This window comes from Microcella putealis (genome assembly GCF_004216575.1).
Lineage (GTDB): Bacteria > Actinomycetota > Actinomycetes > Actinomycetales > Microbacteriaceae > Microcella > Microcella putealis.
In genome coordinates this window covers 110277-125572 of the sequence record NZ_SGWW01000001.1, presented here as the reverse complement: position 1 = coordinate 125572, position 15296 = coordinate 110277, and the positions used below count along the sequence as shown (strand labels likewise).

Below are 15296 nucleotides of genomic sequence, written 5' to 3'. Positions count from 1 at the left end.
TCAGCCGCGGTCTTCGATGCCGAGAATGTCGACGACGAACACCATCGTGCTGCCCGCGGGAATCGTCGCCGGTGCCTGCCCCTCGGGGTAGCCCAGCTCGGGCGGAATCACGACGACGACCTGTGAGCCGACGGTCTTGCCGACGATCGCCTCGGCGAGGCCGGGCACGATGCCGTCTTGCTGCTCAAGGAAGCTCACGGCGGGGAAGGTGGCCGGCGCGCCGCGCTCCCAGCTGGAATCGAAGACCGTCTCCGAATCCCAGATGACGCCCGTGTAGTGCATGACGACGCGGTCGCCCGCGGTGATCTCGGCGCCATCGCCGAGCGTCAGAACGTGGTCAATGAGTTCGGTAGGCGCGTCCTGGTTGGGAATCGTGATGCCGGGTCGCCCGTCGGGGGCGGTCACGACGGCGGGTACGCCCTGGGCTCCCAGCTGCGGCAGGCCGGTCGCCTTGCCGAGGTAGGCCGCCTCGACGTCAAGCACCAGGACGACCGAGTCATCGTCGGCGAGGCCGAGTGCCGGGTCGAGGGTTCCCTCGCCGAAGACGTCGGCGATGGTGCCGGTGGCGGCCAGTCGCGAACCCACCTCGGCGCACTGCACGACCTCGGCCAGGATGTCCATATCGGAGCCAGCCGTGCGGCGCAGCGGGTTTGCGGCCGTGTCGTAGGCGCTCTGCGTGATGAGCGTGCCGTCGACCCCCGAGTAGAGGCTGACCTGGAAGTCAACGACCTGGCCCGCGGCGATCGGCTCACCCTCGCCCTCGACGAGCACGGCACGCTCGGCGCCATTCGTGCGCAGCGGGGTCGGGAAGCTCACCTCGGGAGCCTCGAACACCTCGCCCTCAACCTCGACGTACGTGGGTGACTCGCCAGCGGGGATCACCGGCTCGCAGTCGGCGGAAGCCCCCAGCGGAGCGCAGGCGGCCAACGATGCGAGGAGGGCAGTCGATACGAGCAGCGCGGGAACAGTGCGCACAGATCCTCTTTCGTTCGGGCGGGTCACGGTCACTCTATCGGGGGTGCACTATGCGAGCGGCGCGGGCGGTGGCGTCGGGTCGCTGTCGGCCGGGCCAGACACCCGGCCGTCTCCCGCCGCCGCGCGCGCCGCCGTCGACTGTGCCTGTCGTGCGGCCTTGCGCAGGCGCTTCGCGCTGGCCTGACGATCGCCGACGGCCCCGGGCGTCCAGATTTCGACGTCGTCGTCACTCGCCTCGGTCTTCGAACCGCGCCGCGCCTTCGTGAAGGCGGGGGCGCCATCGGCAAGGCGCCGGGCGGTGATGAGGAAACCGGTGTGCGCCACCATGCGGTGGTCGGGTCGCACGGCGAGCCCGTCGAGGTGCCAGCCACGAACCATCGTCTCGTGCGCATCCGGCTCGGTGAAGCGTTCGGTGTCGCGCAGGGCCTCGGCAACGCGCGACAGCTGCGTCACCGTGGCCACATAACAGAGCAGTACCCCGCCGGGGGCGAGGGCGTCGGCCACGGCGTCGAGGCACTCCCACGGTGCGAGCATGTCGAGCACGGCACGGTCGGCGCCGCCCGCAACGACGGTCGAGGGCAGCTGCTCTTGCAGGTCGCCCAGAGTGATCGACCAGTTCGGCACCGCGCCACCATTGAAGGTCTCGACGTTGCCGCGAGCAATGTCGGCGAATTCTTCTCGTCGCTCGAACGAGTAGAGGTGACCCTCCGGCCCGATCGCGCGAAGCAGCCACATCGAGAGGGCACCCGAGCCGACGCCGGCCTCGATGACGCGGGCGCCCGGGAAGATGTCGGCGACGCCGAGAATCTGGGCAGCATCCTTCGGATAGATGATCGCGGCGCCGCGCGGCATCGACATGACGAAATCGGTGAGCAGCGGGCGAAGCGCAAGATAGGCAACCCCGGCCGAGTTTTCGACGACGCTGCCGTCGGGGCGGCCGATGAGCTCTTCATGCGCGAGAGCGCCCCGATGCGAGTGGAAGGAGCCGCCCTCGTGCAGGGTCACCGTGTTGAGTCGGCCCTTCGGGTCGGTCAACTGCACCTGGTCGCCCAGACGGAAGGGGCCGCGTCGGCGCTCGGCGCTCATCGCGTCACCTCCTGGGCACGGAAGCCCAGATGCGCGTTCACGACGGCCGTCAGCTCGGCGACGGTGCGCCCCTCGAGCGTCGACCAGAGGGTGTGGGTCGGCCCCTCGTGAAGCGCCAGATGCAGCGGCACGCCGATCGTCGCGGCACCCGAACTGATGGCTGACGCCAGCCCAAACTGCGAGTCTTCGATGGCGACGCAGTGGTGAATGTCGACGCCGAGTGCGCGAGCAGCGGCAAGGTAAGGCTCGGGGTGGGGCTTCGCCTCCGTCACGTCGTCGCCGGCAATCACCACGTCGAACACGGCGTCGCCGATCGCGTCGGCAACGCGCACCGCCATGCGGCGAAGCGACATCGTCACGAGCGCGATCGGGATGCCCGCCTCGCGCAGCGCCGCGATCAGTTCGCGGGCGCCCGGTCGCCACGGCACCTCGGTCTCGATCTGCTCGATGACCTCGTCGGTGAGCCGATCGATGATCTGCTCCACCTCGAGCTCAACACCCGCGCGTTGCAGCAGGATGGCCGAGTTTTCGAGGCCTGAACCGACCAGCTGCATGGCGTCTTCCGTCGACCAGGTGCGGCCGAACGACTCAACGAGCCGCACCTCCGCGCGCATCCAATACGGCTCGGTGTCGACGATCGTGCCGTCCATGTCCCACAGCACGGCGGCGGGTCGGTCGAGGGGCTCAGGGGCGGTGGTCACGACGCACGAGTCTAGTTGCGTTCTATCCTGGGGGACGCTCCGGTGAGGCCCGGGGCACCCCGAGTGAGAAGAGGGCGCGTGGCGCACACGGATCTGTTTCGCACCGGCCGCCTGCTGGTGGTCGCGTTCGAGGGCTGGAACGACGCGGGCGAGGCTGCGAGCGGCGCGGTGCGCGCGCTCAAAGACGTGCTCGATGTCGCCCCCATCGCCGACATCGATCCGGAGGACTACTACGACTTCCAGCTCAACAGACCGACGATCGAGATGGACGACGAGGGCCGGCGCCGACTGCGCTGGCCCGGAGTGACCCTGTTCGGGCCGGTGGCGGATGACGGGCTGCCGCGCGCATCCGAATTGGCGGCTGACGAGCCGATCACGGTGAGCGGAACGAACCACGACAACGTCTACCTGCTGCTTGGCACCGAGCCCTCGCGCGGCTGGCGCACCTTTGCCACCGAGACGGTCGACCAGGCGCTGACCGCCGACATTGCGGGGATCATCATGCTGGGCGCGCTACTCGCCGATGTGCCGCACTCGCGGCCCATCGCGGTGACGGCAACCAGTGAGAACCCCGACGTGCGCGACGAGTTGGGCATTGAGCGCTCGACGTATGAGGGGCCGGTCGGCATCTTGAGCGTCATCGCCGCGGCCGCCGAGGAGGTCGGCATTCCGACCGTGTCGCTGTGGGCCTCGGTGCCGCACTATGTGCACAACGCGCCCTCCCCCAAGGCGACGCTCGCACTGCTCGACCGCCTCGAAGAACTCATCGACGTCACAATTCCCCGCGGCGACTTGCTCGACGAGGCGCGCACCTGGGAGGAGGGCATCGACGCCCTCGCCGACGACGACGAAGACATGCGCTCGTACATCCAGCAGCTCGAGAAGGCGCGGGATGCTGTCGAGGCTCCCGAGGCCAGTGGCGAGGCCATCGCGCAAGAATTCGAGCGCTACCTGCGCAAGCAGGACGACGGCGAACCGGGCGGCGACATCGGCGGCGACACCCGCGCATAGGGCGGCTGCCTAGGGCTGCAGCACGCCCGTCGACAGCAGCACGAGCAGGGTGCCGCCGAGCAGCACGCGGTAGACCACGAACGGCAGGAACGAGCGCTTCGAGATGTAGGCCATGAGGCCCGCGATCACCGCGAGGCCGACGGCGAACGACACCACCGTGGCGGCGATGGTTTCGCCCCAGCCAAAGGGGCCGGTCGACGTCGTCTCCCCCAGCGCGTTCACCAGCTCGTAGAGCCCCGAGCCAAAGACCGCCGGGATCGCGAGGAGGAACGCGTAGCGTGCCGCTGCCGGGCGGGTGTAGCCGAGGGCGAGGCCCATGGTCGTGGTGGCGCCCGACCGCGACACGCCCGGCACGAGCGCAAGCATCTGCGCGAGCCCGTACCAGAGCCCGTGCGGGTACGTGAGGTCGGTGAGCTCGCGCGTGCGACGGCCCAAATAATCGGCGAGCCCCAGCAGCAGACCGAAGCCAATCAGGGTGATCGCGACGATCCAGAGCGAGCGGAACGCCTCGCGGATGTATTCCTGGCCGAGGTAACCGGCGATGACGATCGGCACGGAGCCGATGATGATCAGCCAGCCCATGCGAACATCCGGATCGTTCGCGGGGACGCCGCGTCGGAAGACGCTGGCGAACCAGCGCGACAGGATGCGCGTGATGTCGCGCCAGAAGAACAGCACGACCGCGAGTTCGGTGCCGATCTGAGTGATCGCGGTGAACGTCGCGCCCGGGTCGGTCGCGGCGGGCAAGAACTCGCCCACGATGCGCAGGTGCGCGCTCGACGAGATCGGCAGGAACTCGGTCAGCCCCTGAACGATGCCGAGGATGATCGCGTCAAGATAGGTGCTCGTGCTCACGGGATCGCGCGTCGCCTTCTAGTAGTTCAGGAGGAAATCGGTGAGGGCGCGGTGGCCGAAGTCGAGGGCGTCGAGCGGCACGCGCTCGTCGACACCATGGAACATCGCCGGGAAGTCGAGCTCGGGCGTGAGCTTCAGCGGGGCGAAGCCGTAGCCCGTGATGCCGAGCTCGCTGAGCGCCTTGTTGTCGGTGCCGCCGCTCAGCAGGTAGGGCAGCACCTGCGCCTCGGGGTCGTGGGCCAGCAGCGTGCCCACCATCGCGTCGACGATGGGGCCCTCGAAGGGATTCTCGAGGCCGACGTCCTGCGTGACGATCTCGAGCTCGATCTCGTCGCCGATCAATTCGCGGACGCGGGCGAGCACGCCCTCCTCCTCGCCCGGGAGGGTGCGGATGTCGATGAGCGCCTCGGCCGTGTCAGGGATCACGTTGTGCTTGTATCCGGCGCTCAGCAGCGTGGGGTTGCTGGTGGTGCGCAAGGTCGCAGTGAGGAAGCCCGCCGCCGTGCCCGTGCGCAGCAGCAGCTCGTCGGGGCCGGTCTGTTCGGGGTCGGCGTCGAGCAGGCGGGCGATCTCGGCGAGCAGCTGACGCGTCGTATCGGTGAGGTGCAGGGGCCACTGTTCGCGGCCGAGCGTCACGACCGCCTCGGCGAGCTTCGTCACGGCGTTGTTCGGGATGTCCCGCGAGCCGTGGGCGGCCGTGCCGCGGGCCCGCAGGCGGATCCAGACGAGGGCCTTCTCGCCCGTCTGCAGCAGGTAGGCACGCTTGCCGCCGATCTCGACGGAGTAGCCGCCCACCTCGCTGATCGCCTCGGTCGCGCCGGCAAAGAGCTCGGGGCGGTGGGTGACGAGGTGGTGCGAACCGAAGGTGCCGCCGTTCTCCTCATCGGAGAAGAAGGCGACGGTGAGGTCGCGGTTCGGCTGGCGGCCGCTCGAGAGGATCTCGGTGAGCGCGGTGAGCATCATCGCGTCCATGTTTTTCATGTCAACGGCGCCACGACCCCACAGGAGGCCGTCGCGAATCTCGCCACCGAAGGGGTCAACGCTCCAGTTCGCGGGGTCGGCCGGAACGACGTCGAGGTGACCGTGGACGACGAGCCCGGGGCGCTCGGCGCGACTCGTGTCTACGGGGTTCGCGTAGGAGCCCTCGACGCGGGCGATGACGCTCGTGCGGCGCTCGGCGGCGTCGACATACTCGATGTCGAGGCCCAGCGATTCGAGGATCGCGCCCACGTATTCGGCAGCCTCGGTCTCGCCGCGGCTGCGGCCCTCGCCCCAGTTCGTCGTGTCGAAACGGATGAGGTCGCGGGCGATGCGGGCAGTGTCGCTGAGGGTCTCGTCGGCGGCCATGGCACCCACGCTACCGGGCGCGCATTTGGGCCCGCATTCCGTGCTAATGTCGTACCTCGTTCGGCCCTCGGGCCGGGCAAAACCAGCGCGGGTGGCGGAATTGGCAGACGCGCTAGCTTGAGGTGCTAGTGCCCGTATTAGGGCGTGGGGGTTCAAGTCCCCCCTCGCGCACGCTGGTTCGAGATCGGCCCCTGAGACTCACGTCTCGGGGGCCGATTCGCGTTTAGAGGGCCTGCCGCTCGCCGGCTGCCGCCGTCTGCGGCTGCGCCTGCGCCTCCTGCCGCTGGCGCTCGAGGTGGCGCTCGCGGTTCGCGAGGAACAGCGGGAACGTGAAGGCGATCGCCGTCAGCCCCGAGAAGGCGATGTACGCCCAGAGGTGGCGCATGCCGAGGCGACGTCCTTCGATGACGATGAAGGCGCATCCGGCGATCGCCATGACGAGCAGATCGGTCGTGAGCGAGCCCACCGCGGGGCCGTTGTTGAACCAGTCGCCGAGGAAATCGTTGCGCTCGATGATCGCGATCGCGTTGTAGGTCCAGGTGCCGACGAGGCCGATGATCGCGATGATGCCGAAGGTGATGGCGCGCGAGTTCCAGTAGCGGGTCATGGGGTCATTGTGCCGCTCGCGCGTCGGGAAGGATGGAGGCGTGAGCGCATTCTCAGCACCGTTCGGCCTGCTGCTCGACGTGGACGGGCCCATTGCGAGCCCGGTGGCGCGTTGCATCGTCGAGCCGAGCATCCTGACTGATCTCGTGACGCTGGCCTCGGCGGGCGTGCCGATCGCGTTCGTGACAGGGCGCAGCGCCGTCTTTGTGCGCGAGGAGGTCGCGGCACGGCTTGTGTCTGCGGGGCTGCCCGACGGGGCGCCGGTGTTCGCCGTCATGGAGAAGGGCGGCGCGTGGGCCCCGATCACCGCCGGTCTCGGTCTCGGTGAGATCGAGGTGGATGCGGCGCTCGCGATCCCGGCGGACGTCACGGAGGCGGTTCACGCCCTCGCGCGTGCCGAGTATGCGCACGCGATGGAGGTCGACGAGGGCAAGCACGTGATGATCTCGCTCGAGGCGCGGAACGACATCGCTCACGAGGACTACTGGCCGGCGCGCGACGAGTTTCAGGAACGCGTGTGGCAGCTGCTCGTCGAGCGTGGGCTCGGGCTGCGCTACGGCGAGCGGGAACAGGCGGATGCGCGGGGCGAGGTTCCGTGGCGCATCGACCCGACGATCATCTCGACCGACGTAGAGTCGGTGCTGCTCGACAAGGATCGCGGTGCGGCGCGGGCACTCGAGTGGTTCGCAGGGCACGGAGTGAGCGCGCCGCGCTGGTATTCGGCGGGTGACTCGCGCTCGGACTACCTGATGGCCGACCACGTGCACGCCGACGGGCTCGAGGCCGTGCACGTCGACGTGCGGCCGAGCGACGGGATGCTCGCGCGGGACTACCCGGTCGTCACGATGGGCGAGCTGATTCACGACGCGGCGGGCGCGGCGTTCTTGCGCGAGCGGGTCGCGGAGCTGGGGCTGTAGCCGACAGGCGCGGCGCCCTGACAATAGAGATCACGGGACGAGGGAACCGATCGGCACCTGCCGGACACTTCAGGGTATGGATCCGACACATTCCCCGCCGGACGGGCGCGCCGACCAGGACGACTGGATCCGTGCGCAAAACGGCTACGGCGAGGGCTTCGGAAAGATCTTTGATCGTCACCGCGATCGGGTCTACCGCCATGTTGTCCGACTCGTTCCCGTTCCGGAGGACGCGCACGATGCCGTCGCAATCACCTTCCTTGAGGCTTGGCGACGCCGTGCCGACGCGCGCTTAGTCGACGGCTCTCTCCTGCCGTGGTTGCTGGTAACGGCGACACGGGTGACGCAGAACCTCCGCAGGAGCGCTCGCCGGCACCGGGCGCTGCTCGCCAGGCTTCCTGCCGATGCCCCGGTCGCTGACCATGCGGAGCGTCATGACGACGGACCTGCGAGTGCGGCACTGCAAGGGCTTTCACTAGCCGATCGGCAGGTCATCACTCTCTGCGTTCTTGAGGGCTTTACCGATGCCGAAGCCGCCGCTGTTCTCGCTGTCCCGCAGGGCACAGTCAAATCACGCCTGTCTCGCGCGAAACGCCGCCTCGCCGAGGCCATCACGCCACACCCCGCTCGACCGACACGATGGGAAGAAGTCCGCAATGACGCCTAACACCGCACCCCAGGGCCCCACACGCGATGCCGTTCTTCGCGCCGAGCTTGTCGCACGTGCATCCACCCCGGAATCGCCGCGCCGCTACGCCCCCGGGCGGGTCGTTGCCGCCTCGATACTTGCCTTTGGTCTCGCCGGCGCGACGACGGGTGCCGCTGTCGCCGCCACCGGGGCGTTCTCGCCACAGGAGACGATCGGCGCCGTACAGATCGAGATGGAAGAGATGCGTTCCATCACCTTTCCCGGCACCGAATTCTTTGGCACACCCCTGATCATCACCGGGTCAGGGACCACCATTGTCGAACTGGGCGAGCGCCCGCAGGATGCGTCGACTCTCGCCCTTCGCGTGGGCTGCATCGACCCGGGACGTTTTGACATCACCATCGATGAGACGCCCGACGGCTGGGTACAGTGCGACAGCGATGACGTCGTCGAGGGGCCCACGATCGGGGGATTCAGCTCGCAATACGACGTGAGCGACGAGGCCCCGCGCACCCTGTCCGTGAGTGGCACCTCCGGGGACCGCTACGTCATCTGGGTGTCCTGGGCCGCAGCACCCGAGCGCGCCGAACCGTCGAACGCACAGCAGGACGCGCTCGCCGATGGAACAGTCACCCGGGATGAATACCTTGCGGGGCTCGATCGCTACATCGCCTGTATGGAGGACCTTGGTTGGTCTGTCGGCGTCGTCGATCGAGATGCCGATGTCATTGATTACCGGATCGAAGCCGTCGCAGGAGCCGATGATGCCCTGTGTTACGCGGCCGAGTTCGAGCAACTCGACATGGGCTGGCAGTTGTCGCGAGAGGACGGGTAGGGCATGAGGCTCGCTGGTTCAGCCCTCTGCACAGCGCTGAGACTGGACCAGCCAGCCACCCCCGCCTGCCTCCACGACCGTGAGCACCCAGTCGTCGGCGACGACGGTCTCCCCCGCCTCCACCCAGCCCGTGTCGGGCGCAGCGGTGGTGGCGGCCCACGCCTCGGCGGCCTCGATCGGGGTCGCGTAGCCGGACGCGTCGGGCGTGAGCTCGGCGTCAAATCCGCCCGAGCATCCTGAATCGGTTGGCACGCATCCGGCGAGGCAGGCGGCGACACAAGCGGCCAGCGCCGCGGTTGTCGTGAGCCGAATCATGCGCGAAGCCTCCTCCCCCGGCGCCGTTCCGTCAACGCGTCCCCCGACACGCCGACTGAATGTCGGTGCAGCTTGCCATATTCGAACGTATGTTCGACCATGGAGAGGTGCCCGCCCTTGCCCTCGCCTCCCCCGAGCCGACCCGTTCGGCCGTTGAGGCGTTGCAGGCGCGCATCAATGCGATGCAGCGCACGACGCTCGACACGAAGCTCACGCCCACCCACGAGGCACTCGCCGACCTCCTGCCCGACGGCGGGTTGAAGCAGGGCGCCGCCTACTCGGTGACCGCCTCGAGCGCGCTCGTCATGGCCCTGCTGGCCGGGCCCTCGCAGGCCGGCTCGTGGTGCGGGGTCGTCGGCATGCCCGAGTTCGGGGTCGAGGCAGCCGAGTCGCTCGGCATCGACCTCGACCGGCTCGTGCTCGTGCCGCACCCGGGCGACCAGTGGCTCACGGTGACCGCCGCGATCGCCGACGCGATGAGCGTCATCGTCGTGAAGCCCGGGCGTGCCGCGAGCGATGGCGCCGTCACGAAGCTTGCCGGGCGACTGCGCGAGCGCGGGGCGACCCTGCTCGTCGTCGGCACCTGGCCGCAGACCGAGGCCATGATCAGCATCACCGCGAGCCGCTGGTCGGGGCTCGGCCAGGGCTGGGGCTACCTCACCCAGCGCGAGGTGACCGTCACCGTCAGCTCGCGCCGCTCGGCCGCGCCGCGCAGCGGGCGACTCGTGCTGCCCGACCCCGAGCTCGGCATTCGTCGCCTCGACCCGCCGCTCGGCGCCGGGCGCGGGCGCCTGGGCGCGGTGCAGACGGGCGGCGCTCGACCGGCTCCCGTCACCGCCCTGCCGCGGAGGGCCAGCTGATGCAGCGCACCATCGTCCTCTGGGTGCCCGACTGGCCGGTGATTGCCGCGGTACGCGACGAGGCGGCGCCGGCAGGTAATGCGCATCCGATCGCGATCATGGCCGCGAACCGGGTCGTCGCCTGCTCGGCCGCCGCACGCGCCCACGGCGTACACCGGGGGCAGAAACGCCGCGACGCGCAGGGTGCATGCCCGCAGCTCGTCGTGGTCGCGCACGACGACGACCGCGACCACCGGCATTTCGCCCCCCTCATCGACGCGATCGAAGAGCGCGCTGCTGGCGTGCAGATCGTGCGGCCCGGCCTCGTCGCGCTTGCCGCGCGGGGCCCCGCCCGCTACTACGGCGGCGAAAAGGCCGCAGCGCTTGCTCTGATCGGCGCGGTCATCGACGAGGGCGTGATGGATGCGCGCGTCGGGGTCTCCGACGGCCCGTTCGCCGCCGACCGCGCGGCCCGCGACACGCGGCCCAACTCGCCGGTGCGCATCGTCGCCGAGGGGGCGGCCGCGGCCTACCTCGCGCCGCTGCCCGTGTCGACGCTCGCCGACCCCGAGCTTGCGACCCTGCTCGCCCGACTCGGGGTGCGCACCCTCGGAGCGTTCACGGTGCTGCCCGCAACGGCCGTGCGTGAGCGGTTCGGGCCAGCGGGTGCCCACGCGCACGCGCTCGCCGGGGCAGCCGACGCGACCCCGATCATCCCGAGAACTCCGCCCGACGACCTTGAGCGGGTCATCGAGCTCGAACCACCCCTCGACCGCGTCGACCAGATCGCGTTCGCCGTGCGACAGCTCGCCGACGACGTCGTGGAACAGCTCGCGGCACGGCGGCTTGTGGCAACCGCCGTGCGGGTGAGCGTCACCGACGAGACGGGGCGCGAATCTGACCGGGTGTGGCTGCACCCGCGGGCCTTCCGGGCGAGCGAGATCGTCGACCGGGTGCGCTGGCAGCTCAGCGGGTCCACGCGCCGGCTCGGCCAGAAGCCTGACGCGGCGCTCGGGCCAGGGCTCGCCTCACCCGTCACCCGGGTGCGCATCGCCCCCGACAGTGTCGATGCGACCGTCAACCACGAGCCGGGGCTCTGGGGCGCGGGCCCCGACGACCGCGTGCACCACGCCCTGTCGCGCGTGCAAAGCATGCTCGGCCACGAGTCGGTCGTGACCGCGCAGCGCGCCGGCGGGCGCACGCTCGCCGAACGGCGCATCCTCGTGCCGTGGGGTGACCGCGCCGTGCACCAACGACCCCTCGACCGGCCCTGGCCGGGGGCGCTGCCACAGCCGGCCCCCGCCACCGTGTTCCCGAGCCGGCACGCCGTCACTGTCATCGACGGGCGCGGCGACGTTGTGCTCATCGACGACCGGTTGCGCGTCACCAGTGTGCCCGCCGCATTCGCCCCCGGCGCGGGTGGGGCGACGCGGCCGATCCGCTCGTGGGCGGGGCCGTGGCCGCTCGACGAACGCTGGTGGGACACCGCCCAGCGCCAGAAGATCTACCGGCTGCAGGTCGTCGACGAGGCCGGCATCGCCTGGCTGCTCGTGCTCGACGGCGGCAGCTGGTGGGCAGAAGCGCGGTACGACTAATGGCTGGCGAGCACTGATGGGCTGGCACAACCCGCCGATTCCGTGGAGCGAACTCGAGCGCACCCTGCGCTCGGGCAACCGTCCCAACCCCGCGCTACCCACGGTGGGCGACGGCAGCGACTCCCCCGCCTGGTCGAACAAGCGCGCCCCCTACCGACCGGCCCAGGTCGAACAGCCCGACCCCGAAACGACTGTGCCGTACGCCGAGTTGCACGCGCACTCAAGCTTCTCGTTTCTCGACGGGGCGTCGAGCCCCGAAGAGCTGCTCGAAGAGGCCGCGCGCCTCGGCCTCACGGGGCTCGCGCTCACCGACCACGACGGCTTCTACGGCGTCGTGCGCATGGCTGAGGCCGCCGAACCGTACGGCCTCACCACGGTGTTCGGTGCCGAGTTGTCGCTCGGGCTCACCAAACCCCAGATGGGCGAGCCCGACCCCGAAGGCACCCACCTGCTCGTGCTCGCCCGCGGGCAGGAGGGCTACCACCGGCTGGCCGCCGCCCTCACCGACGGGCAGCTCGCCGGCGGCGCGAAGGGGCGCCCGCGCTACGAGCTCGACGTGCTCGCCGAGCACGCCGGTCGGGGTGGCGACGCAACCGCTGGCGACCACTGGCTGATCCTGACCGGCTGTCGCAAAGGCACCGTGCGCACGGCGCTGACCGCCGGTGACCCGAACGGGCAGACGGTGCCGAGCCGCGCATCCGTCGATGCGGCCGGGCGTGAGCTCGACGCGCTCGTCGAACGCTTCGGGCGGCAGAACGTCGTCGTCGAGCTGTTCGACCACGGGCGCCCGCTCGACACCGTCTACAACGACGCGCTCACCGCCCTCGCCGCCGAGCGGGGGCTGCCGATCGTTGCCACCGGCGCCGTGCACTACGCGCACCCCGCCCGCTACCCGCTCGCCAGCGCCTTCGCGGCCCTGCGCGCGCGGCGCAGCCTCGACGACATGGACGGCTGGCTGCCCGCCGCCGGCACCGCGCACCTTCGCAGCGGCGCCGAAATGCAGCGCCTGTTCTCTCGGTACCCGGGCGCGGTCGCGCGCAGCGTCGAGTTGGCCCGCGAACTCGGCTTCTCGCTGCGGCAGGCGAAACCGAAGCTGCCGAAGCTGCCCGTGCCCGAGGGTCACACCCCCATGAGCTGGCTGCGCGAGCTCGTCTGGCAGGCGGTTCCGCAGAAATACCCCGACGCCTCCGACGCCGACCGGGCGCGCATTGCGCGTGAGCTCGAGGTGATCGAGCAGAAAGACTTCCCCGGCTACTTCCTCATCGTGCACGACATCGTGCGCTTCGCCCGCTCGCGCGGCATTCTCTGCCAGGGTCGCGGCTCTGCCGCGAACTCGGCCGTTTGCTACCTGCTCAACATCACGGCCGTCGACTCGATCTACTACAAGCTGCCCTTCGAACGCTTCCTCTCGGCACTGCGCGACGAAGAACCCGACATCGACGTCGACTTCGACTCCGACCGGCGCGAAGAGGTCATCCAGTACGTCTACGACACGTACGGCAGGCGCAACGCCGCCCAGGTCGCCAACGTCATCAGCTACCGACCGAAGAACGCCGTGCGCGACATGGCGAAGGCGCTCGGCTACTCGACCGGCCAGCAAGACGCCTGGAGCCGCCAGGTCGAGCGCTGGGGCGCCGTGCTGTCGAGCGATGACCACGACATTCCCGACGCCGTCGTCGGCCTCGCCCAGCAGGTGCTCACCTACCCGCGGCACCTCGGCATCCACTCGGGCGGCATGGTGCTCACCGACCGGCCCGTCGGCGAGATCGTGCCCATCGAGCACGCCCGCATGACGAAGCGCACCGTGCTGCAGTGGGACAAAGACGACTGCGCCTGGATGGGTCTCGTCAAGTTCGACCTGCTCGGCCTCGGCATGCTCGCCGCCCTGCAGTACGCGTTCGACCTGATCGACGACCACCTCGGCGAGCGGTGGGAGCTCGCGACGATCCCGAAAGAAGAACAGACCACCTACGACATGCTGTGCCGCGCCGACTCGATCGGCGTCTTCCAGGTCGAAAGTCGCGCCCAGATGGGGCTCTTGCCGCGCCTGCAACCCCGAAAGTTCTACGACCTCGTCGTGCAGATCGCGCTCATCCGGCCCGGTCCCATCCAGGGCGGCGCCGTGCATCCCTTCGTCAAGCGCAAGCTCGGCGAAGAGCCGATCGTCTACGACCACCCGAAGCTCGTCGAGCCGCTCGAACGCACCCTCGGGGTACCCATCTTTCAAGAACAGCTCATGCAGATCGCCATGGCGGTCGGCGGCTGCACGGGCGACGACGCCGACCTGCTGCGCCGCGCCATGGGCTCAAAGCGCGGCCTCGAACGCATCGAGTCGCTGCGTGAAACCCTCTACGCCGGCATGGCCTCGAACGGCATCACCGGGCGGCTTGCCGACGAGATCTACGCCCGCATTCAGGCGTTCGCGAACTTTGGTTTCGCCGAAAGCCACTCGCTGAGCTTCGGCCTGCTCGTCTACGCGAGCTCGTGGATCAAGCTGCACTACCCCGGCGTCTTCCTCGCCTCCCTGCTGCGCGCCCAGCCGATGGGCTTCTACTCCCCCGCCTCGCTCACCGCCGACGCCGAACGGCACGGCGTCGAAGTGCGTGGGCCCTGCATTGTGCGCTCCGGCGTCGAGGCGGGCCTCGAACGGGTCGACCTCACGGTCGACGACCCGTTCTCGCCCCTTCCGGCGGATGCGCACAGCGCCTCGCCGACGGGGCTCCGCTCCTGCACGAATCGCGCACAACCCCCCGTGCCAGTCTTCCGACCCGACTCCCCCGACGGTGAACTCGACGACCTCATCCCCCACCGCCGCGACGGCGAACTCGCGGTGCGCATGGGCATCGGAGCAGTGTCGGGGCTCGGGAAGGACACGGCCGAGAAGGTCATCGCCGAACGCGAGCGGCACGGGCCGTACCGCGACCTCACCGACCTCGTGTATCGCACGGGGCTCACCGCCGCCCAGGTCGAGTCGCTCGCCACGGCCGGCGCCTTCGAGGTGTGGGGCATGACCCGGCGTGAGGCGCTGTGGGCGGCCGGGGCAGCAGCCCAGGCGCGACCCGAGTTTCTCCCCGGCAGCGTCGTCGCCGTGCAGCCACCCCTGTTCGACGACCTTGAACCCGCCGAGCGCATGGTCGCCGACCTGGTCTCGACCGGCGTTGCCCCCGGCGACCACCCCGTGCGCTACGCCCGCGATCGCCTGCGGGCTCGGGGAGTGCTGAGTGCCCGCGAGCTGCGCAGCGCAGAACCGGGCAGGCGCATCGAGGTCGCCGGCGTCGTCACCCACCGACAGCGACCCGCGACCGCGAGCGGCATCACCTTCTTGAACCTCGAAGACGAGACGGGGCTCGCCAACATCATCTGCTCGGTGGGGCTCTGGGGCCGCTACCGGCGCACGGTGCGCGAGAGTCGGGCACTCATCGTGCGCGGCATTCTCGAGCGCTCGCCCGAGGGAGTCGTCAACGTCGTCGCCGACCGCGTCGAGGCACTGTCGCTGAAGGCAACGATGCCGAGCCGCGACTTCCGCTGAGCACAGCCCGAACGTTCGCTCCATGCGGCCTCTCAC

General features: G+C 69.8%; 14 protein-coding genes and 1 tRNA gene. 8 read left to right on the top strand and 7 right to left on the bottom strand.

Going from position 1 to position 15296, the window contains the following annotated elements; genetic code table 11:
• Genes EV141_RS00595 through EV141_RS00585 form a run of 3 tightly spaced genes read right to left on the bottom strand, consistent with a single transcriptional unit; the run spans position 1 to position 2762 of the window.
• Complete coding sequence (locus tag EV141_RS00595) at positions 1 to 975, bottom strand: FKBP-type peptidyl-prolyl cis-trans isomerase (protein ID WP_130484047.1); 975 nt, start codon at positions 973 to 975, stop codon at positions 1 to 3.
• Between the two features lie 48 nt (positions 976 to 1023).
• Complete coding sequence (locus EV141_RS00590) at positions 1024 to 2061, bottom strand: tRNA (adenine-N1)-methyltransferase (RefSeq protein ID WP_130484046.1); 1038 nt, start codon at positions 2059 to 2061, stop codon at positions 1024 to 1026.
• Complete coding sequence (locus EV141_RS00585; protein WP_260437781.1) at positions 2058 to 2762, bottom strand: HAD family hydrolase; 705 nt, start codon at positions 2760 to 2762, stop codon at positions 2058 to 2060. Before EV141_RS00585 ends, EV141_RS00590 begins: the two co-directional genes overlap by 4 nt.
• A gap of 78 nt (positions 2763 to 2840) precedes the next feature.
• Here EV141_RS00585 and EV141_RS00580 point away from each other — a divergent pair, with 78 nt between their 5' ends.
• Complete coding sequence (locus EV141_RS00580; RefSeq protein WP_130484045.1) at positions 2841 to 3773, top strand: PAC2 family protein; 933 nt, start codon at positions 2841 to 2843, stop codon at positions 3771 to 3773.
• A 9-nt stretch (positions 3774 to 3782) separates the two neighbouring features.
• Here the strand turns inward: EV141_RS00580 and EV141_RS00575 are convergent, their stop codons facing one another.
• Together EV141_RS00575 and EV141_RS00570 are read right to left on the bottom strand one after the other, a co-directional pair.
• Positions 3783 to 4628 (bottom strand): undecaprenyl-diphosphate phosphatase, encoded by an 846-nt coding sequence (locus EV141_RS00575; protein WP_130484044.1) that lies wholly within the window; start codon positions 4626 to 4628, stop codon positions 3783 to 3785.
• 18 nt (positions 4629 to 4646) lie between these two features.
• On the bottom strand, positions 4647 to 5975 hold the full coding sequence (locus tag EV141_RS00570) for a M20/M25/M40 family metallo-hydrolase (RefSeq protein ID WP_130484043.1): 1329 nt from the start codon (positions 5973 to 5975) through the stop codon (positions 4647 to 4649).
• A gap of 85 nt (positions 5976 to 6060) precedes the next feature.
• Here EV141_RS00570 and EV141_RS00565 point away from each other — a divergent pair.
• Positions 6061 to 6146, top strand: a tRNA-Leu gene (locus tag EV141_RS00565).
• 52 nt (positions 6147 to 6198) lie between these two features.
• On the opposite strand, the gene EV141_RS00560 is transcribed toward EV141_RS00565, so the two are convergent.
• Positions 6199 to 6582: a DUF2834 domain-containing protein gene (locus EV141_RS00560; protein WP_130484042.1), complete on the bottom strand. Its 384-nt coding sequence runs from the start codon at positions 6580 to 6582 to the stop codon at positions 6199 to 6201.
• 40 nt (positions 6583 to 6622) lie between these two features.
• On the opposite strand from EV141_RS00560, the gene EV141_RS00555 reads away from it, so the two are divergent.
• The 3 genes from EV141_RS00555 to EV141_RS00545 all read left to right on the top strand — a co-directional run bounded on the left by EV141_RS00555 (position 6623) and on the right by EV141_RS00545 (position 8982).
• Positions 6623 to 7498: a hypothetical protein gene (locus EV141_RS00555; RefSeq protein WP_130484041.1), complete on the top strand. Its 876-nt coding sequence runs from the start codon at positions 6623 to 6625 to the stop codon at positions 7496 to 7498.
• Positions 7499 to 7574: 76 nt separating this feature from the next.
• A complete protein-coding gene (locus EV141_RS00550) occupies positions 7575 to 8165 on the top strand; it encodes an RNA polymerase sigma factor (protein ID WP_130484040.1) in 591 nt (196 codons plus the stop codon).
• Positions 8155 to 8982 (top strand): hypothetical protein, encoded by an 828-nt coding sequence (locus tag EV141_RS00545; RefSeq protein ID WP_130484039.1) that lies wholly within the window; start codon positions 8155 to 8157, stop codon positions 8980 to 8982. Before EV141_RS00550 ends, EV141_RS00545 begins: the two co-directional genes overlap by 11 nt.
• Before the next feature lie 18 nt (positions 8983 to 9000).
• Here EV141_RS00545 and EV141_RS00540 read toward each other — a convergent pair whose 3' ends face one another.
• Positions 9001 to 9297 carry a hypothetical protein gene (locus EV141_RS00540; protein WP_130484038.1) on the bottom strand — a complete coding sequence of 99 codons (297 nt, stop codon included), beginning with the start codon at positions 9295 to 9297 and terminating at the stop codon, positions 9001 to 9003.
• Positions 9298 to 9386: 89 nt separating this feature from the next.
• On the opposite strand from EV141_RS00540, the gene EV141_RS00535 reads away from it, so the two are divergent.
• Genes EV141_RS00535 through EV141_RS00525 form a run of 3 tightly spaced genes read left to right on the top strand, consistent with a single transcriptional unit; the run spans position 9387 to position 15260 of the window.
• Positions 9387 to 10157, top strand: coding sequence for a hypothetical protein (locus EV141_RS00535; protein WP_241968914.1), 771 nt, complete (start codon positions 9387 to 9389; stop codon positions 10155 to 10157).
• Positions 10157 to 11731, top strand: coding sequence for a DNA polymerase Y family protein (locus EV141_RS00530; RefSeq protein WP_130484037.1), 1575 nt, complete (start codon positions 10157 to 10159; stop codon positions 11729 to 11731). Before EV141_RS00535 ends, EV141_RS00530 begins: the two co-directional genes overlap by 1 nt.
• 16 nt (positions 11732 to 11747) lie before the next feature.
• Complete coding sequence (locus EV141_RS00525; RefSeq protein WP_130484036.1) at positions 11748 to 15260, top strand: error-prone DNA polymerase; 3513 nt, start codon at positions 11748 to 11750, stop codon at positions 15258 to 15260.
• The last annotated feature ends 36 nt before the right edge of the window (positions 15261 to 15296 follow it).